The organism is Roseateles sp., from assembly GCF_039929605.1.
Lineage (GTDB): Bacteria > Pseudomonadota > Gammaproteobacteria > Burkholderiales > Burkholderiaceae_C > Pelomonas.
Window position 1 is genome coordinate 1 of record NZ_JBDSQX010000183.1, and the last position, 22,743, is coordinate 22,743.

The 22,743-nt window shown below is 67.8% G+C and carries 23 protein-coding genes; 19 read left to right on the forward strand and 4 right to left on the reverse strand.

The features are described 5' to 3' along the window. From ccoP to ABIS05_RS24805, 4 genes are all read left to right on the forward strand, one after another. Nucleotides 1–624: cytochrome-c oxidase, cbb3-type subunit III (ccoP, locus tag ABIS05_RS24790; protein ID WP_348012901.1), on the forward strand; the 624-nt coding region annotated here is incomplete at its 5' end. A 131-nt stretch (nt 625–755) separates the two neighbouring features. Continuing rightward, nucleotides 756–2,156: a cytochrome c oxidase accessory protein CcoG gene (gene ccoG, locus ABIS05_RS24795; protein ID WP_348012902.1), complete on the forward strand. Its 1,401-nt coding sequence runs from the start codon at nt 756–758 to the stop codon at nt 2,154–2,156. An 18-nt stretch (nt 2,157–2,174) separates the two neighbouring features. Next, nucleotides 2,175–2,393, forward strand: coding sequence for a nitrogen fixation protein FixH (locus ABIS05_RS24800; RefSeq protein WP_348012903.1), 219 nt, complete (start codon nt 2,175–2,177; stop codon nt 2,391–2,393). A 38-nt stretch (nt 2,394–2,431) separates the two neighbouring features. Continuing rightward, nucleotides 2,432–2,683 carry a hypothetical protein gene (locus ABIS05_RS24805; protein WP_348012904.1) on the forward strand — a complete coding sequence of 84 codons (252 nt, stop codon included), beginning with the start codon at nt 2,432–2,434 and terminating at the stop codon, nt 2,681–2,683. Here ABIS05_RS24805 and ABIS05_RS24810 read toward each other — a convergent pair. Beyond that, on the reverse strand, nt 2,625–3,968 hold the full coding sequence (locus ABIS05_RS24810; RefSeq protein WP_348012905.1) for an NAD(P)/FAD-dependent oxidoreductase: 1,344 nt from the start codon (nt 3,966–3,968) through the stop codon (nt 2,625–2,627). The genes ABIS05_RS24805 and ABIS05_RS24810 overlap by 59 nt on opposite strands. Nucleotides 3,969–4,108: 140 nt before the next feature. Here ABIS05_RS24810 and ABIS05_RS24815 point away from each other — a divergent pair, with 140 nt between their 5' ends. From ABIS05_RS24815 to ABIS05_RS24830, 4 genes are all read left to right on the forward strand, one after another. Next, the gene (locus ABIS05_RS24815; RefSeq protein ID WP_348012906.1) at nt 4,109–5,605 is read left to right on the forward strand and encodes a HAMP domain-containing sensor histidine kinase; all 1,497 of its coding nucleotides are present in this window, start codon (nt 4,109–4,111) and stop codon (nt 5,603–5,605) included. Beyond that, nucleotides 5,589–6,026, forward strand: a complete 438-nt coding sequence (locus ABIS05_RS24820; protein WP_348012907.1) for a hypothetical protein — start codon at nt 5,589–5,591, stop codon at nt 6,024–6,026. Before ABIS05_RS24815 ends, ABIS05_RS24820 begins: the two co-directional genes overlap by 17 nt. Before the next feature lie 9 nt (nt 6,027–6,035). After that, a complete protein-coding gene (locus ABIS05_RS24825) occupies nt 6,036–7,397 on the forward strand; it encodes a sigma 54-interacting transcriptional regulator (protein ID WP_348012908.1) in 1,362 nt (453 codons plus the stop codon). A 251-nt stretch (nt 7,398–7,648) separates the two neighbouring features. After that, entirely contained in the window at nt 7,649–7,987 is a 339-nt protein-coding gene (locus tag ABIS05_RS24830; RefSeq protein WP_348012909.1) for a BON domain-containing protein, read from the forward strand. Between the two features lie 216 nt (nt 7,988–8,203). Here ABIS05_RS24830 and fnr read toward each other — a convergent pair whose 3' ends face one another. Beyond that, the gene (gene fnr / locus ABIS05_RS24835; protein ID WP_348012942.1) at nt 8,204–8,959 is read right to left on the reverse strand and encodes a fumarate/nitrate reduction transcriptional regulator Fnr; all 756 of its coding nucleotides are present in this window, start codon (nt 8,957–8,959) and stop codon (nt 8,204–8,206) included. A gap of 164 nt (nt 8,960–9,123) precedes the next feature. Between fnr and hemN the strand changes: the two genes are divergently transcribed. The 5 genes from hemN (at nt 9,124) to ABIS05_RS24860 (ending at nt 13,868) form a co-directional block, all read left to right on the forward strand. After that, a complete protein-coding gene (hemN, locus tag ABIS05_RS24840) occupies nt 9,124–10,479 on the forward strand; it encodes an oxygen-independent coproporphyrinogen III oxidase (protein WP_348012910.1) in 1,356 nt (451 codons plus the stop codon). Beyond that, nucleotides 10,479–11,108 carry a sulfite exporter TauE/SafE family protein gene (locus tag ABIS05_RS24845; RefSeq protein WP_348012911.1) on the forward strand — a complete coding sequence of 210 codons (630 nt, stop codon included), beginning with the start codon at nt 10,479–10,481 and terminating at the stop codon, nt 11,106–11,108. Before hemN ends, ABIS05_RS24845 begins: the two co-directional genes overlap by 1 nt. Nucleotides 11,109–11,156: 48 nt before the next feature. After that, nucleotides 11,157–12,419, forward strand: a complete 1,263-nt coding sequence (gene icd / locus ABIS05_RS24850; RefSeq protein ID WP_348012912.1) for an NADP-dependent isocitrate dehydrogenase — start codon at nt 11,157–11,159, stop codon at nt 12,417–12,419. A gap of 63 nt (nt 12,420–12,482) precedes the next feature. Continuing rightward, nucleotides 12,483–13,415, forward strand: coding sequence for a hypothetical protein (locus ABIS05_RS24855; RefSeq protein ID WP_348012913.1), 933 nt, complete (start codon nt 12,483–12,485; stop codon nt 13,413–13,415). An 84-nt stretch (nt 13,416–13,499) separates the two neighbouring features. After that, nucleotides 13,500–13,868 (forward strand): carboxymuconolactone decarboxylase family protein, encoded by a 369-nt coding sequence (locus tag ABIS05_RS24860; RefSeq protein ID WP_348012914.1) that lies wholly within the window; start codon nt 13,500–13,502, stop codon nt 13,866–13,868. Nucleotides 13,869–13,936: 68 nt separating this feature from the next. Here ABIS05_RS24860 and ABIS05_RS24865 read toward each other — a convergent pair whose 3' ends face one another. Beyond that, a complete protein-coding gene (locus ABIS05_RS24865; RefSeq protein ID WP_348012915.1) occupies nt 13,937–16,174 on the reverse strand; it encodes an NADP-dependent isocitrate dehydrogenase in 2,238 nt (745 codons plus the stop codon). Nucleotides 16,175–16,328: 154 nt separating this feature from the next. On the opposite strand from ABIS05_RS24865, the gene ABIS05_RS24870 reads away from it, so the two are divergent. Then, nucleotides 16,329–17,261, forward strand: coding sequence for a LysR family transcriptional regulator (locus ABIS05_RS24870; protein WP_348012916.1), 933 nt, complete (start codon nt 16,329–16,331; stop codon nt 17,259–17,261). A 69-nt stretch (nt 17,262–17,330) separates the two neighbouring features. On the opposite strand, the gene ABIS05_RS24875 is transcribed toward ABIS05_RS24870, so the two are convergent. Next, the gene (locus tag ABIS05_RS24875) at nt 17,331–18,242 is read right to left on the reverse strand and encodes a LysR family transcriptional regulator (RefSeq protein ID WP_348012917.1); all 912 of its coding nucleotides are present in this window, start codon (nt 18,240–18,242) and stop codon (nt 17,331–17,333) included. Nucleotides 18,243–18,406: 164 nt separating this feature from the next. Here ABIS05_RS24875 and ABIS05_RS24880 point away from each other — a divergent pair, with 164 nt between their 5' ends. The 5 genes from ABIS05_RS24880 (at nt 18,407) to ABIS05_RS24900 (ending at nt 22,740) form a co-directional block, all read left to right on the forward strand. After that, on the forward strand, nt 18,407–19,015 hold the full coding sequence (locus ABIS05_RS24880; RefSeq protein ID WP_348012918.1) for an NAD(P)H-dependent oxidoreductase: 609 nt from the start codon (nt 18,407–18,409) through the stop codon (nt 19,013–19,015). A gap of 31 nt (nt 19,016–19,046) precedes the next feature. Next, nucleotides 19,047–19,634, forward strand: a complete 588-nt coding sequence (locus tag ABIS05_RS24885; protein ID WP_348012919.1) for an NAD(P)-binding domain-containing protein — start codon at nt 19,047–19,049, stop codon at nt 19,632–19,634. 145 nt (nt 19,635–19,779) lie between these two features. Next, nucleotides 19,780–20,799 carry a TRAP transporter substrate-binding protein DctP gene (gene dctP, locus ABIS05_RS24890; RefSeq protein WP_348012920.1) on the forward strand — a complete coding sequence of 340 codons (1,020 nt, stop codon included), beginning with the start codon at nt 19,780–19,782 and terminating at the stop codon, nt 20,797–20,799. Nucleotides 20,800–20,806: 7 nt separating this feature from the next. Beyond that, entirely contained in the window at nt 20,807–21,382 is a 576-nt protein-coding gene (locus tag ABIS05_RS24895) for a TRAP transporter small permease (RefSeq protein WP_348012921.1), read from the forward strand. Further along, a complete protein-coding gene (locus tag ABIS05_RS24900) occupies nt 21,379–22,740 on the forward strand; it encodes a TRAP transporter large permease (protein ID WP_348012922.1) in 1,362 nt (453 codons plus the stop codon). The genes ABIS05_RS24895 and ABIS05_RS24900 overlap by 4 nt, the downstream gene beginning before the upstream one ends. Nucleotides 22,741–22,743 lie beyond the last annotated feature (3 nt).

A 22,743-nucleotide genomic window follows, 5' to 3' on the forward strand; every position in this document is an offset into this window, starting at 1 on the left:
GGCTGGACGAGCACGGCCGAGCATGCCGAGGACGTCGCCCAGGCGCGCGCGGCGATGGCGCCGGTCTACGCGACCTTTACCGGCATGGCGCCCGAGCAACTGGCCAAGGACCCCAAGGCGCACGCCATCGGTGAGCGGCTGTTCGCCAACAACTGCGCCCAATGCCACGGCTCGGATGCCAAGGGCTCCAAGGGCTTCCCCAACCTGACGGACAAGGACTGGCTCTGGGGCGGCAGCTTCGAGACCATCACCCAGACCATCACCCAGGGCCGCGAGGGCAATATGCCGGTCATGGCACCGGCCGTGGGCACGAGTGAGGACGTGCGCAACGTCGCTCACTACGTGCTGTCGCTGTCCGGCAGCCCGCACAACCCGCTGTATGCGCAGCTGGGCAAGCCCAAGTTCACTGCCTGCGCCGCCTGCCACGGCGTTGGCGGCAAGGGCAACCCGTTGATCGGCGCGCCCAACCTCAGCGACAAAGTCTGGCTGCACGGCTGGGGCGAGGCCGCCGTCGTCGCCATGGTCACAGGCGGCAAGCACAACGTCATGCCGGCCCACGGCGAGCGGCTGACGCCCGAGCAGATTCGTGTGCTCGCATCCTACGTGTGGGGCTTTTCGAACTGACATGCCTGGCTTGCCTGCACTCATGAACACAGCCACAGAGCCACAGAGGCACGGCGGCACAGAGGAATTGGTGCTTTCTCTGTGCCTCTGTGTCTCTTGTGGCTTCGTTGGTATTTGATGAGCCGCTGAATATGGCCGATTCCGAAGCCGTCATCCGGCTCTACAAGTCCGAAGACAAGATCCACCCGCGCTCGGTGGACGGCTTCTACGCGCGGCTGCGCTGGGCCTTCGTCGCGTTGACCCAGGCGGTCTTCTACGGCCTGCCCTGGCTGACCTGGGGCGACCGGCCGGCCGTGCTCTTCGACCTCGCCTCGCGGCGCTTCTACGTCTTCGGCCTGGTGCTCTACCCGCAGGACTTCGTCTACCTGACGGCCCTGCTGCTGATGTCGGCCTACGCGCTCTTCCTGTTCACCGCCGTGGCGGGGCGGGTGTGGTGCGGCTATGCCTGCCCGCAGACGGTCTATACCGAGATCTTCGTGCGCATCGAACACTGGTTCGAGGGCGACCGCAACGCGCGGCTCAAGCTGGACAAGGCGCGCTGGTCCTGGAACAAGCTGTGGCGCAAGGGCGGCAAGCAGGTCGCGTGGATTGCGCTGGCGCTGTTCACCGGCATCAGCTTCGTCGGCTACTTCACGCCCATCCGCGAGTTGATGACCTTCTCTCTCGGAGGTTGGGAAGCCTTCTGGGTGCTGTTCTACGGCTTTGCCACCTACGGCAACGCGGGCTATATGCGCGAGCAGGTCTGCAAGTACATGTGCCCCTACGCGCGCTTCCAGAGCGCCATGTTCGACCGCGACACGCTCATCGTCAGCTACGACCCGGCCCGGGGCGAACCGCGCGGGCGCAACGCCGAGCGCGGCAAGAAGGGCAGTGATCAGAGCGAACGCAGCACGGCCGTGGGCGACTGCATCGACTGCAGCTTGTGCGTGCAGGTCTGCCCCACCGGCATCGACATCCGCAAGGGCCTGCAGTACGAATGCATCAGCTGCGCGGCCTGCATCGACGTTTGCGACGGCGTGATGGACAAGATGGGCACGCCGCGCGGCCTGATCCGCTACGACACCGAGAACGGCATGACCGGCCAGCTCACGCCCGCCCAGCGCTGGCGCCGCGTCTTCCGGCCGCGCGTGCTCATCTACGGCAGCCTGCTGCTGGCCTTGAGCATGGCCGTGCTGTGGAGCCTGGCCAGCCGGCACGACTTCCGTGTCGACATCGTGCGTGACCGCGCCACGCTGGCCCGGCAGGTGGAGGACGGCTGGATCGAGAACCTCTACCGCCTGCAGCTCATGAACGCCACCGAGGCGCCGCAGCAGCTGACCGTTGAGGCCGATGGGCTGGCCGGCCTGCAGCTCAGCCGCGCCACCCGCGTGACGCTTGCCCCGACCGAGGCGCGCTGGGTGACCGTTACGCTGCGCCTGCCGCCGGAGGCTGCCAGCCAGTTGACGCCGGGCGCCCAGCCCATCCGCTGGGTTGTGCGCAGCGCCGCAGGCGACAGCGTCGCCGAGAAATCAACCTTCGTCGTGCCGCGCTGAAGCGGCGGGAGACAAGCGATGTCCACTGTTCAAACGACTTCATCCGCCTGGCGTGAGCCCATGGTCTGGCTCGTCGTGTCCGGGCCGGTGTCCGTCATCCTCGCCAGCATGGTCACGGTGATGTTGTGCATCCGCTACCCCGACCCGCCGCTGGCGACCCGCGCCACCGACGCCGCGCCCGCCCAGGCGGCGCGCAACCATGCCGCCACCGGCGTGGTGCCGGGGGCCAGGAGGTGAATGCGACACCGGGGCCGTCGCGCGTCGCACGCTTTGCGATGGCCGTAACCTGGTCGTCCTTCCTCGCGGCCGGCGTGCTGGAGGCGCTGGTGTTCGCCGTGGTCGACCCGCGCGATCTGCACTGGTTCGGCGCGGAGCGCGTGGCGCTGTCGGCGCAGGCCATCTACACGCTGAGCTTCCTGATCTTCTGGGCCGTCGTCGCCTTGGGCGCCAGCGTCGCGCTGCTGCTCGTCAGCGTGCCGGCGGACGAACCGGAGCCGCAGCCTCGCTCGCCGGGCTGGCCGCGTTGATGCCACCGGCCACGACGCGGGCATTGCGGTCATGCGTCCAGTAGGCCCAGGCCCAGTCCATCAGCACGACGAAGCGGTTGCGAAAGCCGATCAGGAAATAAACGTGGGCGAACAGCCAGAACAGCCAGGCCGGGTAGCCTGAAAAACGCAGCGCCCCCGCCGGTGTGCCCAGGTCCACGACGGCGCTGTGGCGGCCGATGGTGGCGAGGTTGCCGTAGTCCGCGTAACGAAACGCCTGCGTTGCCTCGCCGCGCAGCTGGCGCTTGATGTTGGCGGCGGCGCAGCGGCCCATCTGCTTGGCGCCGGGGGACACGCCCGGCACGGGCTTCGGCTCCTTACCCGGGGCGTGGCTCTGCGCGGCTGCCAGGTCGCCGATGACCTGCAAATGCGGATGGCCCTTCACGCTCACGTCGGGCTCCACGACGACGCGGCCGGCGCGGTCCAGCGTGCAGCCGGTCGCCGCCGCCAGCGCGCGGCCCAACGGCGAAGCGGCCACGCCTGCGGCCCAGACGACGCAGCGGCTTTGCAGCCGCTCGGGGCCGGCGGCCGTGGTGACGTCCAGCCCCTCCGCGTCGATGCCGGTCACGCGGGCGTTGAGCATCACCTCCACGCCCAGGGCCGTCAGCTGCTCGCGGGCGCGTTCGCTCAAAGGCTCGGGCATGGCCTGCAGCACGCGCGTGCCGCCTTCCACGAGCAGCACGCGCGCCTGGCGCGGGTCGATGCGGCGGAACTCGCCGGGCAAGGTGTGCCGCGCGATCTCGGCGAAGGTGCCGGCCAGCTCCACGCCGGTCGGCCCACCGCCGACGACGACGAATTGCAGCAGGGCGGCGCGCTTGGCCGGCTCGTCCTCGCGCTCGGCGGCCTCGAAGGCCATCAACACGCGGCGGCGGATCTCGAAGGCGTCGTCCAGCGTCTTCAGCCCCGGCGCATGCGGCGCCCAGTCGTCGCGGCCGAAATAGCTGTGCGTGGCACCAGCGGCAACGATGAGGTGGTCCCAGCGCAGCGTGGCGCCGTCCTTCAGCGTGACCGTCTGCGCGGCCGCGTCGATGGCGACGACCTCGCCGAGCAGCGTCGTCACATTGGGCTGGCGGCGGAACAGGTGGCGGATGGGCGCCGCGATGGACGGCGCCGACAGGCCGGCCGTGGCCACCTGGTAGAGCAGCGGCTGGAACAGGTGGTGGTTGGTCTTGTCGACAACGGTGATGTCGACATCGGCGGAGCGCAGGGCCCGCGCCGCCTCCAGGCCGCCAAAACCGCAGCCGATGATCAGGACTTGGGGACGCATGAGCCTCATCCTAGCGGCTGTTGCTGCGCCGCAGCATGGTGCGCTTTTCGGATGGTGGCAGCGCAGTTGCATCGTGATGCAAAGCGGGCCGCCGCCGTCGGCGTTGGCGCGGGTTCGAGTCCTAGCATGCGGCGCCCAAGATGCCCGCACACGCCCTGGATTCCGCCCTCGCCCCTACTCCCACCGACCCGGCCCGGCAGCGCCTGCGCGGCCTGTCCTTTCACCAGTGCCTGCTGGCGGCTTTCCTGCTTATCACGGCCGTGCTCGGCGGCGCGGCGGCGCAGGCCATGTTCGCGCTGGAGCATGTGGCGCTGCAGGGCCGCCAGGCCTCGCAGGACGCCGCCGCCCTGACGGCCCAGGGCCAGCGCCTGGCCGAGCGCACCGTGGCCATGGAGCGCAGCGCGCGCCAGTTCCTGGTGCTGAACGACGCCAGCCTGCGCGACCGCTACCAAGCCGCCTGGACGGACGCCAAGGCCACGCAATCCGTGCTGGCCGAGCTGATGACCGATGCGCCGTCCCAACGCATCTTTGCCGAATGGGCAGCGCAGGCCGACGCCGCCTGGGCCGTGCTGCAAAAACCCGGCCCCGCCCGCGTTCAGTCGTCGGCGTTGAAGCGCCTCACGCCGGTGTTCGCCGACCTGCACCGCCTCAACGAGACGCTGGCCGAGCACAGCCAGCAGGCCATGGACCGCCGCAGCGACGCCGTGCTGGCCGAGCTGGAGCAGCAGCGCCGCCTCATCAGCGGGCTGGTGCTGGGCGCCATCGCGCTGGCCGGCTTGCTGGCGCTGGGTTTTGGCCACTGGCTGCTGCGGCCGCTCGCGCACGTCGAGGCTGCCATCGGCCGGCTGGGTGACAACCGCTTCGACGAGCCCGTCGTCGTGCGCGGCCCGGCGGACCTGCGCCGCCTGGGCCGCCAGCTCGAATGGCTGCGCCAGCGGCTGGCGACGCTGGAGTCCGACAAGACCCGCTTCGTGCGCCACATCTCGCACGAGCTGAAAACGCCCATGGCCTCCATCCGCGAAGGCGCGGCGCTGCTGCGCGAGGGCGTGGCCGGCCCGCTGACGGCCGACCAGACCGAGATCGTGCGCATCCTCGGCGACAACAGCGCCGCGCTGCAGGGCCAGATCGAGGACTTGCTGCGCTACCAGACGCTGGCGTCGGACTCGCAGCAGCTGCAGCGCCGGCCGGTGGACTTGGCCGCGCTGCTGGCGCGCGTCGTGGCTGATCAGCGGCTGCTGTGGCAGGCGAGGGGGCTGGACGTGCGCATCGACGCCGAGGCCTGCACGGCGCTGGTCGACGGCGAGAAGCTTGGCGTGGTGCTGGCCAACCTGCTCGTCAACGCGGTGCGCTTCAGCCTGCCCGGCGGCGTCATTTCGCTGGCGTTGCGGCTGCGCGGCGGCAAGGTCGTCATCGACTGCCGCGACACCGGCCCCGGCGTTGCAGCCGAGGATGTCGAGCACATCTTCGACCCCTTCTATCAAGGCCGACACCAGGCGCCCGGCGCCCGCCGTGGCAATGGCATCGGCCTGTCCATCGTGCGCGAGATCGTGCAAGCGCATGGCGGCACGTGCCGCCTGCTGCCGAGCGAACGCGGCGCCCATTTCCGTATCGAGATTGAGCATGCGACGACTGTTTGAGATTTGCCTGGTGCTGCTGCTGGTGGGCTGCCAGACGCCCCCGCCGGCCCCCGTGCCGCTGCCCGCGCCGGTCTGCCCGGAACCTCCTCCGCCGCCGCCTGAGATCGACGCTTTGAAGGCCGTGCTCGGCACCGCCGAGGAACTGCGCAGGGCCTTGGTGCTGAGCCAGGGCCGCAGCGGCGCCGACCTGGCCCAGGCCGCCGCGCAGGTCGACGCCGTCGCCAGCGACGCGCAGGCCGCAGAGCCGCTCAGGCCCTTGGCCACGCTGCTGTCTGCCCGTCTGGCCGAGCAGCGTCGCCTGCAGGACAGCATCGACAAGCTAACGCAGCAACTGCGCGACAGCCAGCGCCGCAACGAGCAGCTCAACGAGAAGCTCGAAGCCCTCAAGGTCATCGAACAAACATTGCCTGCCAAGCGCTGAGCGCCGCCCATGACCACCCAAGCCACCATCCTCCTCGTCGACGACGACGCCGACCTGCTGCGCCTGATGACGATGCGCCTCACCGCCGCCGGCCATGCCGTGCAGGCCGTGGCGAGCGCCGAAGCCGCGCTGGCTCACCTGGCCGTGCGCCTGCCGTCCCTCGTCATCACCGACGTGCGCCTGCCCGGGCTGGACGGCCATCAGCTCTTCGACGAGGTGCGCAGCCGCCACCCGTCGCTGCCCGTCATCCTGCTCACCGCCCACGGCAGCATCCCGGACGCGGTGGAGGCCACGACGCGCGGCGCCCATGCCTACCTGACCAAGCCCTTCGACGGCAAGGAGCTGCTGGCCAAGATCAACCAGGCGCTGCGTGTGAACGCACCGGGCCCGGCGCCGGCGGGCGGCGGCGATGGCAGCTGGCGCCGCGAGATCATCAGCCGCAGCCCGCGCATGGCCGAGGTGCTGGCCGAGGCACGGCTGGTGGCCGCCACCGACGCGAGCGTGCTGATCTGCGGCGACAGCGGCACCGGCAAGGAGCTGCTGGCCCGCGCGCTGCACAACGCCAGCCCGCGCGCGGCCAAGCCCTTCATCGCGGTGAACTGCGGCGCCATTCCTGAGGCGCTGCTGGAGTCCGAACTCTTCGGCCATGTGAAGGGCGCCTTCACCGGCGCGCAGGGGCATCGCCAGGGCTTGATCCCGGCGGCGCACGGCGGCACGGTGTTCCTCGACGAGATCGGCGACATGCCGCTGGCGCTGCAGGTCAAGCTGCTGCGCGTGCTGCAGGAGCGCGTCGTGCGGCCGGTGGGCAGCAACGAGGCCGTGGCCGTGGACGTGCGCGTGCTGTCCGCCACTCACCGCGACCTGGACCGGGCGATGGCCGAGGGCCAGTTCCGCCCCGACCTCTACTACCGGCTCAACGTCGTCAAGCTGACGCTGCCGCCGTTGTCCGAGCGCCGCGAGGACATCGCGCTGCTGGCCCAGCACTTTCTGCAGACGCTGGCCGAGCGGCACCGCAAGCCCGTCAAGGGCTTCGCACCGGACGCGCTGGAGGCGCTGGTCACGGCGCCCTGGCCGGGCAACGCGCGCCAGCTTTACAACGTCGTCGAGCAGGTCTGCGTGCTGGCCACGGCGCCGCTGGTGCCGCTGGCCCAGGTGCAGCGCGCGCTGCAGATGCCGTCGGCCGAGGTGCTGAACTACCAGCATGCCAAGCAGCGCTTCGAACGCGACTACCTGAACCAGCTGCTCAAGCTCACGTCCGGCCATGTCGCCGAGGCCGCCCGGCTGGCCGACCGCAACCGCACCGAGTTCTACCGGCTCATGCAGAAGCACGGGCTGGACCCGCAACTCTTCCGCACCGACGGCGCCCCCTAGCTGCGGCGTCGGCTTTCGGCGACAAGAAGTTGTCAGATGAATCAAGCACTTAGGGCAAACGGGTGATGGCTTGTCGCCAGGCGGCGACAGAACGGCGGTGTTTCAAGGCTGAAGGCCGCGAGCGGGGCCGGAAAACAGCGCTAAACCGTTGATGCAGATGACAAATAACGAACTGGCACAGCCCTTGCGCTAAGCCTGTTCGTGGCGCCATCCGGCACCGCTTTCGAATCAAGCCTTTTCAGGAGATCCGCATGCACACATCCACTCTCACCCGTCTGCTGTCCGCCGCCCTGATGGCGACCGCCGCGTCTGCTTCGTTCGCCGCCGACCCGGAACCGGCCACCGCGCCGGCTGACCAAGTCGTTGCCCAGGCGCAGACCGGCGACGCCGCCGTCACCAGCCAGGCCGCTGCCGTGCTGCAACAGGACAAGGATCTGCAGGCGCTGCCGCTCACCGTCAGCAGCACGACGGCCGGCGTCGTCGTCGTGAAGGGCTCGGCACCGAGCGCGGAACTGGCGCAGAAGGCCATCAAACTCGTCCAGGCCGTGCCGGGCGTGAAGGAAGTGCGCAACGAGATCAAGGTCGGCTGATCTCTCGCTTCTGATGCCCGCTCCGGCGGGCTCGTTGGCCCTGTCGCGCGAAAGCTCGGCAGGGCCTTCTTCCTTTGCCGGAGGTGGACGGGCTCAGTCCTCCGGCCCGCTTCGCGAGCCTCCTCCTTTACCTTCGCAGCAGGCCCGCCCGTCCTCCTGCTTCGCGCTACGGTGGTTTTGATCGGCGAAGGCTGACGCTGGCGACGCAATCCAATTTCAGCAACGGCTGTTGTTGACCAAGGCCTGCAGCCCGGCCTGGTTCAGGATGCGCAACTGCCGCTGTTTCACCTCCATCAGCCCCTCGTCCTGGAACTTGGAGAAGGTGCGGCTGACGGTCTCCAGCTTCAGCCCGAGGTAGCTGCCGATCTCCTCGCGTGTCATGCGCAGCACGAGGCTGGAGGCCGAGAAGCCGCGTGCCTGCAGACGTTGCGTCAGGTTCAGCACGAAAGCCGCCAGCCGCTCCTCCGCGCGCATATTGCCGAGCAGCAGCATGACGCCGTGGTCACGCACGATCTCGCGGCTCATGACCTTGTGAAAGGAGTGCTGCAGCGCCGTGAACTCGCGCGATAGATCTTCCAGCTGGGCATAGGGGATGACGCAGACCGACGAGTCCTCCAGCGCGACCGCGTCGCAGTGGTGGTGGTCGCTGCTGATGCCGTCCAGCCCGAGCAGTTCGCCGGCCATCTGGAAGCCCGTGACTTGGTCGCGGCCGTCCTCGCTGCCGACACAGGTCTTGAAGAAGCCCGTGCGCACCGCGTAAAGCGCTTCGAAGCGCTCGCCGTTGCGGAACAGGTGCTCGCCACGCGGCACCGTGCGGCGGTTCGTCACCAGGCCGTCCAGCTGGATGAGCTCGGCAGCATTCATGCCCACCGGCAGGCACAGCTCGCGCAGATTGCAGCTTGCGCAGGCGACCTTGAGCGGCGCGATGCCGGCGGGGGAGGGCGACGCCGCCACGTCGGATTTCGTCGGCATGGGCATCGCGCGGGGGAGGGTCGTCAGCATGAAGCCGATTCTTTGCCGGCTGCTCCGTGCTGTCCTTGACCTGCATCAAGGCGAGGCCGCGCCGCCCTCGGCACAGTGGCGGCATGGCTGCTGTAACCGACCACCCCCTGGACGCTGACCTCCTTCAATTCAACATGAAGCGCCACGACGTGGCCGGGCCGCGCTATACGTCCTACCCGACGGCTGATCGCTTCGTCGAGGCCCACCAAGGCGCCCAGCACCTGCAGGCGCTGCGCCAGCGTGGCACGGCGCAGCCGCTGTCGGTGTACGTGCACATCCCGTTCTGCGAGCAGCTCTGCTACTACTGCGCCTGCAACAAGATCATCACCAAGCACCACGAACGCGCGGCGCCCTACCTGGCCGCGCTGAACGTGGAGATGGATCTGGTGGCCGAGGCGCTGGGCGGCAGTTCTGACGGCATTGCACCGGTGTCGCAGCTGCACCTGGGCGGCGGCTCGCCGACCTTCTTGTCGGACAGCGAGCTGAGCGCGCTGATGGACGCGCTGCGTCGCCGTTTCAAGCTGCTGCCCGGCGCCGAGTTGTCTATCGAGGTGGACCCGCGCACGGTGGACCGGCAGCGCCTGGCGCATCTGCGTGGGCTCGGCTTCAACCGCCTGTCCTTCGGCGTGCAGGACTTTGATGCCGCCGTGCAGAAGGCCGTGCACCGCGTGCAGCCTTTCGAGCAGGTGGCAGCGCTGATGAGCCAGGCCCGCGAGCTGGGCTTTGCGTCCACCAACGTCGACCTGATCTACGGCCTGCCGCTGCAGAGCCCCGCCAGCTTCGCCCGCACGATCCAACAAGTGGCCGAGCTGCGCCCCGACCGCATCGCGATGTATGCCTACGCCCACCTGCCGCAGCGCTTCAAGCCGCAGCGCCGCATCGTCGCCGAGTTGCTGCCGCCGGCGGGCGACAAGCTGGCCATGCTGTCCGGCGCCATCAGCGCGCTGCTGGGCGAGGGCTACGCCTACATCGGCATGGACCACTTCGCGCTGCCCGACGACCCACTCGCCATCGCCAAGCGTCAGGGCCTGCTGCACCGCGGCTTCCAGGGCTATTCGACGCAGCCCGACTGCGACCTCGTCGGCCTGGGCGTGTCGGCCATCAGCCGCGTGGGCGCCACCTACGCGCAGAACGCCCAGACGCTGGACGAGTACGAGGACGCGCTGCGCCAGCGCCAGCTGCCCGTGCAGCGCGGCTTGGCGCTGACGCGCGACGACCTGCTGCGCCGCGCCGTCATCATGGCGCTGATGTGCCAGGGCCGCGTCGAGTTCGAGCCCATCGCGGCGTCCTACCTCGTCGACGTGCCCAGCTACTTCGCGCCTGAGCTGGCGCGGTTGACCCAACTGGCGGGGCAGGGCCTCGTCGAGCTGGAACCGGGCGCCATTCAGGTGACGCCGCTGGGCTGGTATTTCGTGCGCGCCGTGGCGCTGGTGTTCGACCGCTACCTGCAGGCCGACGCGAGCCGCGAGCGGTTCTCCAAGATCATCTGATGGCACTCGACGCGGCCCTGATCGCGTCCGCCACGCTGATGGGCCTGGCCGGCATGCCGCATTGCGCGGCCATGTGCAGCGCGCCCTGTGCGCTGGCCGGCGGCAAGCAGCCGGCCAAGCTGCTGGTGGGCCGGCTGCTGGGCTACACGGCCGGCGGGGCCGTGGCGGCAGCTTCTGCGGAGGCGGTCGCGCGTGCTGCGCAAAGCGTGACGCTGCTGCAGCCCGCCTGGGCGTTGCTGCAGGCGGCGCTGCTGCTGTTCGGCCTGACGCTGCTGGCGCGTGGCCGCGTGCCGGCCTGGCTGGGCGCCGTCTCCTGGCGCCCGCAGCCGCGCCACGCCTTCGTCACCGGCATGGCCTGGGTGGCCATGCCCTGCGGGCTGCTGCATGCGGCGCTGCTGCTGTCGGGCCTGTCGGGCTCGCCGCTCAGCGGCGCTGCGGCGATGGCGGGCTTTGCGCTGGCCAGCACGCCGGGCCTGGTCGTCGCGCCGCTGTGGCGGGCGCGGCTGCTCAAGCGCGGCGCGGGCGGCGACGTGCTGGCACTGCGCCTGGCCGGCCTCGCGCTGGCCCTGGGCGCAGGCTGGGGCTTGGCGCACGGCGTGTGGGAGCGCGTGCTGCTGGCCTGCTCATAAACTCGCCGAGTTTCGTCTTTCCTCGCTTCCTCGCGAAAGCCCACGCCCATGTCCCAACACATCACGGTGCCTGAAGGCGGCCAGAAGATCACGGCCAATGCCGACTTCTCGCTGAACGTGCCCAACAACCCCATCATTCCCTTCATCGAAGGCGACGGTGTCGGGCTGGACGTCACGCCCGTCATGCTGAAGGTGGTCGATGCGGCCGTCGCCAAGGCCTACGGCGGCACGCGCCAGATCCATTGGATGGAGGTGTATGGCGGCGAGAAGAGCACGCGCCTGTACGGCCCCGACGTGTGGCTGCCCGCCGAGACGGTGCAGGCCGCGCGCGACTATCTCGTCTCCATCAAGGGCCCGCTGACCACGCCCGTCGGTGGCGGCATCCGCTCACTGAACGTCACGTTGCGCCAGGAGCTGGACCTCTACGTCTGCCTGCGCCCCGTGCGCTATTTCAAAGGTGTGCCCAGCCCCGTGAAAGAGCCCCACAAGGTCGACATGGTCATCTTCCGCGAGAACTCGGAGGACATCTACGCGGGCATCGAGTTCGAGGCCGGCAGCGACAAGGCCAAGAAGCTGATCGCCTTCCTGCGCGACGAACTCGGCGCCAACAAGCTCCGCTTTCCCGAGACCTCGGCGCTGGGCATCAAGCCGGTCAGCCGTGAAGGCACCGAGCGCCTGGTGCGCAAGGCCATCCAGTACGCCATCGACCACAACAAGCCCAGCGTGACCCTCGTGCACAAGGGCAACATCATGAAGTTCACGGAAGGCGCCTTCCGTGACTGGGGCTACGCGCTGGCGCAAAAGGAATTCGGCGCCGAGCCCATCGACGGCGGCCCGTGGTGCCGGTTCAAGAACCCGAAGACGGGCAAGGACATCACCATCAAGGACGTCATCGCCGACGCCTTCCTGCAGCAGATCATCCTGCGCCCGGTCGAGTACAGCGTCATCGCCACGCTGAACCTGAACGGCGACTACATCTCCGACGCGCTGGCCGCCCAAGTGGGCGGCATCGGCATCGCCCCCGGCGCCAACATGAGCGACTCCATCGCCATGTTCGAAGCCACCCACGGCACTGCGCCCAAGTACGCCGGCAATGACTACGTGAACCCCGGCTCCTCCATCCTGTCCGCCGAGATGATGCTGCGGCATATCGGCTGGAAGGAGGCGGCGGACCTCATCATCAGCGCGATGGAAAAGGCCGTGCTGAGCAAGAAGGTCACGTATGACTTTGCGCGGCTGATGGATGGGGCGACGCAGGTGTCGTGCTCGGGGTTTGGCGACGTGATGATCAGCCAGATGCAGGAGGGCTGAAGCGTCGGGCCTGGCGTCGCGGCAGCAGCGAGGGTGGTTGGCAAGGTGACCCGTTCCACATCCGTGTCCGCCCGCAACTTGGGGGTGATCGGTAGCCTCGCGCTGGTGCTCGGGCTGGCCGCTGCCAACTGGCTGCTGAGTGGGCCGGCGCAGGTTCCCGCGCCGCACGTGCCGCCTGCGCTGTCGGCCCCTGGCTCCGGATCGCCCCAGGTCGCCGTCGCAGGGGTGGCTGCAGAGGCGACGGCCGACGTCGCCACCCCACCGGCGCGCGCGCCCACGCAGCCACCCTTGCCGCGCATACTGGACCCGTCGGCGTCCGACGACCTGCGCAAGGTGCTGCTTGCACTGGAAGACGGCGCCACGCCAGCGCAGGCTCGCCGGGCGGCGGACATGCTCGCGCGATGCGAGCATGCGGACCGTTCAACCGAGTTTGCCTACCAGGTGCGCGACCAGGGTGGCCCGCTGCGAAAGACGTTCGAGAACGGCTCCGGCACCATGGATCAGTGGATCAAGGCGTCGCAGGACATGCAGCGGCGCTGCCAGATCTTCGACGCGGCCACCCTGGCGCGCCGTGGCGAGTTGCTCAAGCGCGCTTACGAGGGTGCCCTCCCGGGCATGGCTCTGGAGTACCTGACCTGGCTCAATGCCCACCCCGAGCAGGGCGGCGCGCCGGAACTGCTCGGCAAGCTGCAGCGCGAAGTGCGGCAGACCGCCGAGGACGGCGACATGGATGCAATGATGGCCTACGCCCATTCATTCGGCGCGCTGGGCGAGACGGCGATGCAGCGACAGGCATACAAGGAGGCCTGGCTCCGCATCATGGCCGAAATGTCCGGCCCGGCGGCATCCCCGGAAAGCCGCGACTCGATGGAGAACCTCGAGAAGTTGATGCGCCAGGGCCGCTGGGCCCCGCTGGTACTGAGCGCTGCTGAACAGCGCGAGGTCGATGCGCTGACCGAGCGTGTGGTGGATGCCTGGCGCAAGCGCTATCGGTAATCGGGAGCCGTTCAGGCCGTGACGGCCGGATTGGCGCGGGCTGCCGTGCATCGCTATGCTGCCCACACCACTTCAGGAGCCCAGATGGATCTCGACCCTCAAGGTCTTGCCACCCGCCGCGCCGTGCTGGGCGATGCCTACGTTGACGCCGCGCTGGCCAAGGTCACGCCGTTCACCGAACCGCTACAGGAACTGGTCACCCGCCATGCCTGGGGCAACACCTGGCAGCGCCCAGGCCTGGACCTGCGCACGCGCAGCATCGTCACGGTGTCCATGCTGGTGGCGCTGGGCCGCATGCACGAGTTGAAGACCCACGTGCGTGGCGCGCTGAACAATGGCGTGACGGTGGAGGAGCTGCAGGAGATCTTCCTGCATGCCAGCGTCTATTGCGGATTCCCGGCGGCGGTGGATGCGTTCCGTGCGGCCGCAGAAGTGGTCGACGCCCCACCATGAAAAACGCCGCTGGCAGGGACTGCGCAGCGGCGTGATCAACGGGGCCGGGCCCCGTCGTGAAGTGACGATCAGCTCGCCATCGACTCCAGCGCTGCATTGAACGTCGCACTCGGACGCATCACCTTGTCCAGCTTCGCCACGTCCGGCAGGTAGTAGCCACCGATGTCGGCCGGGTGACCCTGCACTTCCTTCAGCTCGGCCGCGATCTTGGCCTCGTTGGCAGCCAGGCTCTCGGCCAGCGGCTTGAAGCGCGCCGCCAGTTCGGCGTCCTCCGTCTGCTCGACCAGCGCCTGCGCCCAGTACAGCGTCAGGTAGAAGTGGCTGCCGCGGTTGTCGTTCTCGCCGGTCTTGGTGCTGGGGCCCTTGCCGTTGTCCAGCAGCTTGCCGGTGGCGGCGTCCAGCGCCTTGGCCAGCACCTTGGCCTTGGCATTGCCGGTCTTCAATCCAACGTCTTCCAGGCTCACGGCCAGGGCCAGGAACTCGCCGAGCGAGTCCCAGCGCAGGTGGTTCTCTTCCACCAGTTGCTGCACGTGCTTGGGCGCCGAGCCGCCGGCGCCCGTCTCGTACATGCCGCCACCGGCCATCAGCGGCACGATGGACAGCATCTTGGCCGAGGTGCCCAGCTCCATGATGGGGAAGAGGTCGGTGAGGTAGTCGCGCAGGATGTTGCCGGTGGCGCTGATGGTGTCCAGGCCGCGGATGACGCGCTCCAGCGTGTACCGCATCGCACGCACCTGGCTCATGATCTGGATGTCCAGGCCGGTCGTGTTGTGCTCATGCAGGTACATCTTGACCTTGGTGATCAGCTGCGCCTCGTGCGGGCGGAACTGGTCCAGCCAGAACACCACGGGCATGCCGGAGTTGCGCGCGCGGCTGACGGCGAGCTTCACCCAGTCGCGGATGGCGGCGTCCTTGCACTGGCACATGCGCCAGATGTCGCCCTGCTCGACGTTCTCGCTCAGCAGCACCTCGCCGGTGGCCAGGTCGGTGATGTTGGCGACGCCGTCTTCTGGGATCTCGAAGGTCTTGTCGTGCGAACCGTATTCCTCGGCCTGCTGCGCCATCAGGCCGACGTTGGGCACGGTGCCCATCGTGCGCGGGTCGAAGGCACCATGCCATTTGCAGAAGTTGATGATCTCCTGGTAGATGCGGGCGAAGGTCGACTCGGGCATCACGGCCTTCACGTCCTTCAGGCGGCCGTCGGCACCGTACATCTTGCCGCCGCTGCGGATCATGGCGGGCATGGAGGCGTCGACGATGACGTCGTTGGGCGAGTGGAAGTTGGTGATGCCCTTTGCTGAGTCCACCATGGCCAGCTCGGGGCGGTGCTCGTGGCAGGCGTGCAGGTCGCGCTTGATCTCGTCCTGCTTGGCGCTCGGCAGCGTGGCGATCTTGTTGTACAGATCGACCATGCCGTTGTTGACGTTGACGCCCAACTCGTCGAACAGCTTGGCGTGCTTCTCGAACGCCTCGCGGTAGAAGATGCGCACGCAGTGGCCGAAGACGATGGGGTGGGACACCTTCATCATGGTGGCCTTGACGTGCAGCGAGAACATCACGCCGGTCTTGCGTGCGTCCTCGATCTCCTTTTCATAGAAAGCCAGCAGGGCTTTCTTGCTCATGAACATGGAGTCGACCACCTCGCGGTCCAGCAGCGAGACCTTGGCCTTCAGCACGATGGTCTTGCCGCTCTTGGTCAGCAGTTCCATCTTCACGTCGCGCGCGCGGTCCAGCGTCATCGACTTTTCACCGTGATAGAAGTTGTCGTCGTGCATGTGCGAGACGTGCGAGCGCGAGGCCTGGCTCCATTCGTCCATGCGGTGCGGGTTCTTGCGGGCGTATTCCTTGACGGCCTTGGGCGCGCGGCGGTCGGAGTTGCCTTCACGCAGCACCGGGTTCACGGCCGAACCGATGCACTTGTTGTAGCGGGCGCGGATGTCCTTCTGCTCGTCCGTCTCGGCCTTCTCGGGGTAGTCCGGGATCTTGTAGCCCTTCTCCTGCAGCTCCTTGATGGCGGCCTTCAGCTGCGACACCGAGGCGCTGATGTTGGGCAGCTTGATGATGTTGGCTTCAGGCTTGAGCGTGAGCTTGCCCAGGGCGGCCAGCGTGTCGGGCAGGCGCTGTTCTTCGGTCAGCAGTTCGGAGAACTGGCCCAGGACGCGGCTGGCCACCGAGATGTCGGCGCTGATGACGTCGATCCCAGCCGACGCCGCGAAGAGCTTGACGACCGGCAGCAGCGAGGCCGTGGCCAGGCGAGGCGCTTCATCGGTCAGGGTGTAAACAATCTGGGTCTTTTCAGCGGTCATGAAGCTGTTCCGGTAGGGGGAAATCCGTGCGGCGCTGCTGCGCTGGGCGGCGGCGCGCGAGTCTGTAACTTTAGCAAGCCGGGCCGAGTTGCTGCGACGGCGGTCGAGTCTGCGTCGGCTCGCTCGCAGCTCCCGATCGCTACGATGCCCGGCCATGCTCCACCGCATCGACGAAGAGATCACTTTCCGCAAGCTCGAGATCCTGCTGGCTTTCATGGAGAGCGGCAATCTCGCGCGGGCGGCGGAGCGGCTGGGCGTCAGCGCCGTCAGCGTGCATCGGGCGCTGCATTCGCTGGAAGCCGGCACGCGCTGCAGCCTGTTCCGGCTGGAGGGCCGCAACCTGCAACCCAATGACGCCGCCCATGCGCTGGCCGAAGTGGCCCGCGAAGTGCTGCAGGCCATGGCCCACGGCATCCGCGCCACGCGCGAGATCGCTGGCTACGCGGCCGACCGCATCCGCATCGGCTCGCTCTACTCGCTGACCAGCGGTACCGTGCCGGCCATCATCATGGGGCTGCGCCTGCGCAAGCCCGACATGCAGACCGAGCTGGTGCTGGGCTCCAACAGCGACCTGCTGCGCAAGCTGCGCGACGGCGCCTTGGACGCGACGGTGATGGGCTTCCCGGAGGGCGCGGCGGACGTCGAGTCGCAGCTGCTGTTCGAGGACGAGATCTTCTTCGCCGCTCCGGCCGGGTCACCCTATGCCCGCCAGGCCGAGGTCGACCTGGGCGCCTGCGCGGACGAGCGCTTCGTCTCACTCAACGAAGGCTATGTGACGCATGACCGCTTCCTCGAGGCCTTCCATGTGGCCGGCTTCGAGCCCAACGTGGCGATGACGACCAACGACATCTTCTCGCTGATGAACCTGGTGGGCGGCGGCATCGGCTGCACGCTGCTGCCGGGCCGCGTGCGCGGTGTGCTGCCGCGCAATGTCTGCCTGGTGCCGCTGGCGGCGCGCTACCAGATGCGCCAGAAGATCAGCGTCGTCTTCCTGCGCACGCGGGAGCGTGATCCCAACCTGCTGTCGCTGCTGGCTGCGTGCCGCAGCCACTCGGCCGAACTGGAGGTCACTGCATCGCGCCGGTGACGGTCGGGCGCCTTTGTCGTTGACGGCACAGCACGCGATGAAGCGTCGCAGCCGGCTACGAGGTTCGCGCTATTGCGATGCCTCGGCGGAATAGCGTGCCTTGAGGTCGTCGATCAGCCACCTGCTGGCTGGGCCAGGTGGCTCCGATGCCCGATGGAATGCAGCCATCGTGAGTGTGAAGCCCTTGGGCAGCAGATCCTCGACGTCTAGCAACACGAGATGCCCCGTGGCGAGGTCGTCGCACACCATGTGCATCGGCATGTTGCCCCAACCCACGCTGTCCCTGAGGAAGGCATGTTTGGTTGACAGGTCCGCCAGTCGCCAGGTCGACGCGGACGTCACGCCATAGTCGCGCCCCGCGCTCAGTTCGGAGCGGTCGGTGAGGACGAGTTGAATGTGCTTGGCCAGCGCGGCCTTCGGTATGCGGCGCTTGAAACTTGCCAGTGGATGGTCCGGCGCGGCCACCGTCACCAAGGTCAACGGGCCGATGCTTTCACTGGCGAGTGACGGAAATGCCATCGGAAGCGGGGCCAGGATGCCGAGGTTGCAGCGCCCGTCGAGCACGGGTTGGTAGCCCGCGCCCAATCCCTCCACGAACACCCGCAGCGGTGTGAGCGGGAATCGGCTGGCAAACGCCTTTGCGGCGGCGCTGACGAGGGCGGTCGGGAAGAACACATCCACCACCACCGAGAGTTCGGCCTCCAGCCCCGCCGCCATCAACTTGGCACGCGCCTTCAGCGTGTCCACGCCGGCGACGACATGGCGAGCGTCTGCGAGCAGCAGAACCCCTGCGGGCGTCAGCTTCGGGTATCGGCCGGACCGGTCGAACAGCACCACGCCGATCTGCGCCTCCAGGCTGTTGACCCAGCCGCTGACCGCCGACTGCACGCGGTTGAGCCTCCGTGCTGCGGCCGAAAAGCTGCCTTCATCCACCGCCGCCACGAAGGTCCGGAGTTGATCAAGAGACACGCCATCGAGCATTCGAGCCTCCTCCCATCTCGTTGGCAGATGGATTGCATCTCAATATACCGGCTTCTCAGATAGGTTCGCGATCTTCACTATTCATCTCACGGGAAGAAACCTTCCCCGGGCCCTCGGCGCAGAAGCAAAGGGTCGGACTTTCCACCAACTCTTTGAGGCCTTCCATGCAACTCCTTCATCTCGACTCCAGCGTCCTCGGTGCGGCGTCCGTCAGTCGTCAACTTTCCGCCGAAATCGTCGCGCGCCACCAAACCTTGCACCCAGGCATCCGCGTCGTGGTGCGCGACCTCGCCGCCGACCCTGCACTGCACTTGTCCAGCGCGCACATGGCGGCCTTCCATGGAGCGCCGACCGACGATGCGACCATCACGGCGGACCTGCTCAAGGGCAATGCCTACATGGACGAACTGGTCGCATCGGACATCCTCGTCATCGGTGCGCCCATGTACAACCTCTCGATCCCGACCCCACTGAAGGCGTGGATCGACCGCATCGCGGTGGCGGGCACGACCTTCCGCTACACCGCCACCGGCCCCGAGGGCCTGCTGAAGAACAAGAAGGCCTTCATCGCCTCGGCGCGCGGCGGCGTGTATTCCGCCGGGAGCCCGGCGGCGGCGCTCGAGCATCAGGAAAGCTACCTCATCGGCCTGCTCGCGTTCCTCGGTGTCGTCGACGTGACCGTCGTCCGTGCCGAAGGCCTTGCCACGGGGCCGCAGGCCAAGGACGCCGCCATTTCGCGCGCATTCGCCGATATCGCGGCCATTTCAGCTTGAGCCGCAGCGCTCTCCATCTCAAGGAACTCTCATGACCTACTCCATCATCGGCTCGGGCAACGTTGGCTCTGCCTTGGCTCGCCAGTTCGCCCGCAGTGGCATCGCCGTCGGCATCGCCAACACACGCGGCCCCGATTCCATCGAAGCACTCAAGAACGAGTTCGCGGGCTACGTGACGCCACTAAGCCTGCAGGACGCTATCAAGGCCGACGTCGTGATCCTGGCGATTCCGTTCGCCGCTCACAAGGCGGTGGCCCGCGCGGGCGCGCAATGGGCCGGCAAGATCGTGGTCGACGCCATGAATACCTACGGCGTGCCGCCGGAGGAATTGAAGGGTCAGCCTTCAAGCGCGGTGGTCGCATCTGCCTTTGAGGGCGCGCGCGTGGTCAAGTCGCTGAATCAACTGCCGGCGAAGTTGCTGGCAGCCGACCCCGTCGAACACGGCGGACGACGGGTCATGTTCCTGGCCGGCGACGAAACAAGGGCAGTGGCGTCAATTGCCAAGTTGGTCGGCGATCTTGGGTTCGCACCCGTTGTTCTCGGAACTCTTGGCGAAGCCGGAACCTTGCTGGACAAAGGCGGTGCACTCGTTCTCCAAAACCTGATCAAGCAGGGGTAGCCCTAGGCCACCGATTTGCCAGGGTTAACCCACGACCGTTGCGGCCAGCGTAACGGTCGCCCGGCGAGGTTGATTGACCGCCCAGGGGGCCGCTCCCACACTGCGGCCGCATAACGCCACTCAAGGCGGACACCTGGAGACAAGCATGCACTTCACACGACGCCAATGGATCGCCGCCGCTGGTGGCACCGCTGCAGCCGCTTGGTTGCCTACCGCCCAAGCGCAGGCGGGCGGCCTGAAAATCTCGCACCAGTTCCCGGGCGGCACGCTCACCGAAGGCGACTTCCGTGACCGGCTGTGCCGCAAGTTCGCCGCCGAGGTCGAAAAGCGCAGTAGCGGCGCGCTGAAGGCGTCGGTCTACCCCGGCTCGTCGTTGATGAAGACCAACGCGCAGTTCTCGGCCATGCGCAAGGGCGCGCTGGACATGAGCCTGGTGCCGCTGTCCTATGCCGGCGGTGAGGTGGCCGAGACCAATGCCGGCTTGATGCCCGCGCTGGTGCCCAGCTACGAGCAGGGCGCGGCCTGGAAGACGGCCGAGGTGGGCAAGCTGCTCTCCAAGGTGCTGGACGACAAGGGCGTCATGATCGTCAGCTGGGTCTGGCAGGCCGGCGGCGTGGCCAGCCGCGCGCGGCCACTGGTGACGCCGGACGACGCCAAGGGCCTGAAGGTGCGCGGCGGCAGCCGCGAGATGGACATGATGTTGAAGCAGGCAGGCGCGTCGGTCATCACGCTGCCGTCCAACGAGATCTACGCCGCCATGCAGACCGGCGCGATGGACGCGGCCATGACCTCGTCCACCAGCTTCATCTCCTTCAAGCTCGAGGAGATCGCCAAGCACCTGACCTCCGGCCGCCAGCGCACCTACTGGTTCATGTTCGAGCCGCTGATGATCTCCAAGGAGGTGTTCAACAAGCTGCCCAAGGCGCAGCAGGACATCGTCATGGCGGTGGGCGCCGAGCTGGAAGTGTTCGCCCGCGACGCCGCCAAGGCGGACGACGTGGCCGCCGCCGAGATCTACGCCAAGGCCGGCGCCAAGATCTACGACATGGACGAGACGACGCTGAAGAAGTGGCAGGCCATCGCACGCGACACGGCGTGGAAGGACTTCGGCGAGAAGAACGAATCGTGCGCCGCCATCCTCAAGGCTGCGCAGAAGCTGCTCTGAGGCCGTCATGAGCCACGGTTTCGAAATGCAGCCGGCGGTGCGTGCCGGCATCGACCCCGACACGCCCGCACTGCTGCGCCCTGTCGCCCGCGCGCTGAACGTCATCAACCAAGCGATGGTCGTGCTCGGCATGCTTGCGCTGCTGGTGGCAGCCTGCGTGCTGACCTACAGCGTCGTGTCGCGCTATGTGATGAAGGCGTCCACGGACTGGCAGGACGAGGCGGCGGTGTTCTGCCTGGTGGGCGCGACCTTCCTGTGCGGCGCCTTCGTGCAGTCGATGCGCGGCCACGTCGGCATCGAGGCCATGGCCGGCCTGCTGCCGCGTTCGGTCAATCGCCTGCGCCTGATGCTGGTGGACCTGATGTGCACTACCTTCTGCAGCTTCTTCGCGTGGAAGTCCTGGACGCTCTTCCACGAAGCCTGGGCCGAGGGCCAGACGACGTCGTCCTCCTGGGCGCCGCCACTGTGGGTTCCCTACGGCCTGATGGCCCTCGGCATGACGCTGCTGAGCCTGCAGTTGCTGGTGCAGCTCACGGCCCGCGTCAACGGCCTCTTCAAACCTCACTCGGGAGTGCCGGCATGAGCATGCTCGTCCTCGGCTCGCTGTTCGGCGTCGTCACGCTGCTGTTCATGTTCTCGGGCGCGCCCATCGCGTTTGCGCTCGGCAGCGTGGCGGTGCTGTTCATGGCCATCTTCATGCCGGCGTCGGCGCTGGACACGGTCACGCAGAACGTCTACGAGGAGATGGCCAGCATCACGCTGCTCTCCATACCGCTGTTCATCCTGAAAGGCGCGGCCATCGGCAAGTCACGCGCCGGCCAGGACCTCTATGCCGCCATGCACGTGTGGATGGGCCGCATCCCCGGCGGCCTGGGCATCGCCAATGTGTTCGCCTGCGCGCTGTTCGCGGCCATGGCCGGCTCCAGCCCGGCCACTTGCTCGGCTATCGGCAGCGCCGGCATCCCCGAGATGCGCAAGCGCGGCTACTCGCCCGGCTTCGCGGCCGGCATCATCGCGGCCGGCGGCACGCTGGGCATCCTGCTGCCGCCGTCCATCACGATGATCCTGTACGCCGTGGCGGCCGAGCAGTCGCTGGGCCGGCTCTTCCTGGCCGGCATCTTCCCCGGCGTGCTGCTGGTCGGCTTGTTCGCGGCCTACGCGGCCTATCGCTACCGCAAGGAATACGCACTGGCCGAGGCCGAGTTCAAGCGCACGGGTGCTGCGTCCGCGCTGCTGGCCAATGAGACCTTCACGAACCGCCAGAAGTTCGAGATGCTGCCGCGCGTCGTGCCCTTCGTGCTGCTGCTGATCGGCGTGATGGTGGCGCTGTACGGCGGCTTCGCGACGCCGTCTGAAACAGCCGGCCTGGGTGCGCTGCTGGCGCTGGCGTTGATCGCCGTCATCTACGGCGTCTGGCGGCCCAAGGACGTGGCGCCCATCCTCACGTCGACGCTGAAGGAGTCGACCATGCTGATGCTCATCATCGGCATGTCGCTGCTGTTCTCGTACGTGATGAGCTACCTGCACATCAGCCAGTCGGTGGCCGAGTGGATCGTCGCCATGCAGCTGTCGAAGTGGGTGCTGCTGGCGGCGGTGCTGCTGATGGTCATCCTGCTCGGCTTCTTCCTGCCGCCGGTCAGCATCATCCTGATGACGGCGCCCATCATCCTGCCGCCGCTGAAGGCCGCGGGCTTCGACTTGATCTGGTTCGGCATCCTGATGACCATCGTCATGGAGACCGGCCTCATCCACCCGCCGGTGGGCCTGAACATCTTCGTCATCAAGAACATCGCACCCGACATCGACCTGCGCGACATCATCTGGGGCGTGCTCCCCTTCGTCGTGCTGATGCTGCTGGCGGTGCTGCTGATCTGCATCTTCCCGGGCATCGCTACGGCCCTTCCCGACATGGTCATGGGTGTCGCGGCCAAGCCGCACTGAGGA

Bases quoted from the DNA above. Each gene is read 5' to 3' on its own strand.
- ccoG (WP_348012902.1), top strand. From the start codon at position 756: ATGGCCGATTCCGAAGCCGTCATCCGGCTCTACAAGTCCGAAGACAAG.
- ABIS05_RS24900 (WP_348012922.1), top strand. From the start codon at position 21,379: ATGAGCATGCTCGTCCTCGGCTCGCTGTTCGGCGTCGTCACGCTGCTG.
- ABIS05_RS24885 (WP_348012919.1), top strand. From the start codon at position 19,047: ATGACCTACTCCATCATCGGCTCGGGCAACGTTGGCTCTGCCTTGGCT.
- ABIS05_RS24860 (WP_348012914.1), top strand. From the start codon at position 13,500: ATGGATCTCGACCCTCAAGGTCTTGCCACCCGCCGCGCCGTGCTGGGC.
- ABIS05_RS24870 (WP_348012916.1), top strand. From the start codon at position 16,329: ATGCTCCACCGCATCGACGAAGAGATCACTTTCCGCAAGCTCGAGATC.
- ABIS05_RS24800 (WP_348012903.1), top strand. From the start codon at position 2,175: ATGTCCACTGTTCAAACGACTTCATCCGCCTGGCGTGAGCCCATGGTC.
- ABIS05_RS24880 (WP_348012918.1), top strand. From the start codon at position 18,407: ATGCAACTCCTTCATCTCGACTCCAGCGTCCTCGGTGCGGCGTCCGTC.
- ABIS05_RS24810 (WP_348012905.1), bottom strand. From the start codon at position 3,968: ATGCGTCCCCAAGTCCTGATCATCGGCTGCGGTTTTGGCGGCCTGGAG.
- ABIS05_RS24865 (WP_348012915.1), bottom strand. From the start codon at position 16,174: ATGACCGCTGAAAAGACCCAGATTGTTTACACCCTGACCGATGAAGCG.
- ABIS05_RS24875 (WP_348012917.1), bottom strand. From the start codon at position 18,242: ATGCTCGATGGCGTGTCTCTTGATCAACTCCGGACCTTCGTGGCGGCG.
- dctP (WP_348012920.1), top strand. From the start codon at position 19,780: ATGCACTTCACACGACGCCAATGGATCGCCGCCGCTGGTGGCACCGCT.
- ABIS05_RS24845 (WP_348012911.1), top strand. From the start codon at position 10,479: ATGGCACTCGACGCGGCCCTGATCGCGTCCGCCACGCTGATGGGCCTG.
- ABIS05_RS24825 (WP_348012908.1), top strand. From the start codon at position 6,036: ATGACCACCCAAGCCACCATCCTCCTCGTCGACGACGACGCCGACCTG.
- icd (WP_348012912.1), top strand. From the start codon at position 11,157: ATGTCCCAACACATCACGGTGCCTGAAGGCGGCCAGAAGATCACGGCC.
- ABIS05_RS24830 (WP_348012909.1), top strand. From the start codon at position 7,649: ATGCACACATCCACTCTCACCCGTCTGCTGTCCGCCGCCCTGATGGCG.
- ABIS05_RS24805 (WP_348012904.1), top strand. From the start codon at position 2,432: ATGGCCGTAACCTGGTCGTCCTTCCTCGCGGCCGGCGTGCTGGAGGCG.
- ABIS05_RS24815 (WP_348012906.1), top strand. From the start codon at position 4,109: ATGCCCGCACACGCCCTGGATTCCGCCCTCGCCCCTACTCCCACCGAC.
- ABIS05_RS24820 (WP_348012907.1), top strand. From the start codon at position 5,589: ATGCGACGACTGTTTGAGATTTGCCTGGTGCTGCTGCTGGTGGGCTGC.
- ABIS05_RS24895 (WP_348012921.1), top strand. From the start codon at position 20,807: ATGAGCCACGGTTTCGAAATGCAGCCGGCGGTGCGTGCCGGCATCGAC.
- fnr (WP_348012942.1), bottom strand. From the start codon at position 8,959: ATGCCGACGAAATCCGACGTGGCGGCGTCGCCCTCCCCCGCCGGCATC.
- hemN (WP_348012910.1), top strand. From the start codon at position 9,124: ATGAAGCGCCACGACGTGGCCGGGCCGCGCTATACGTCCTACCCGACG.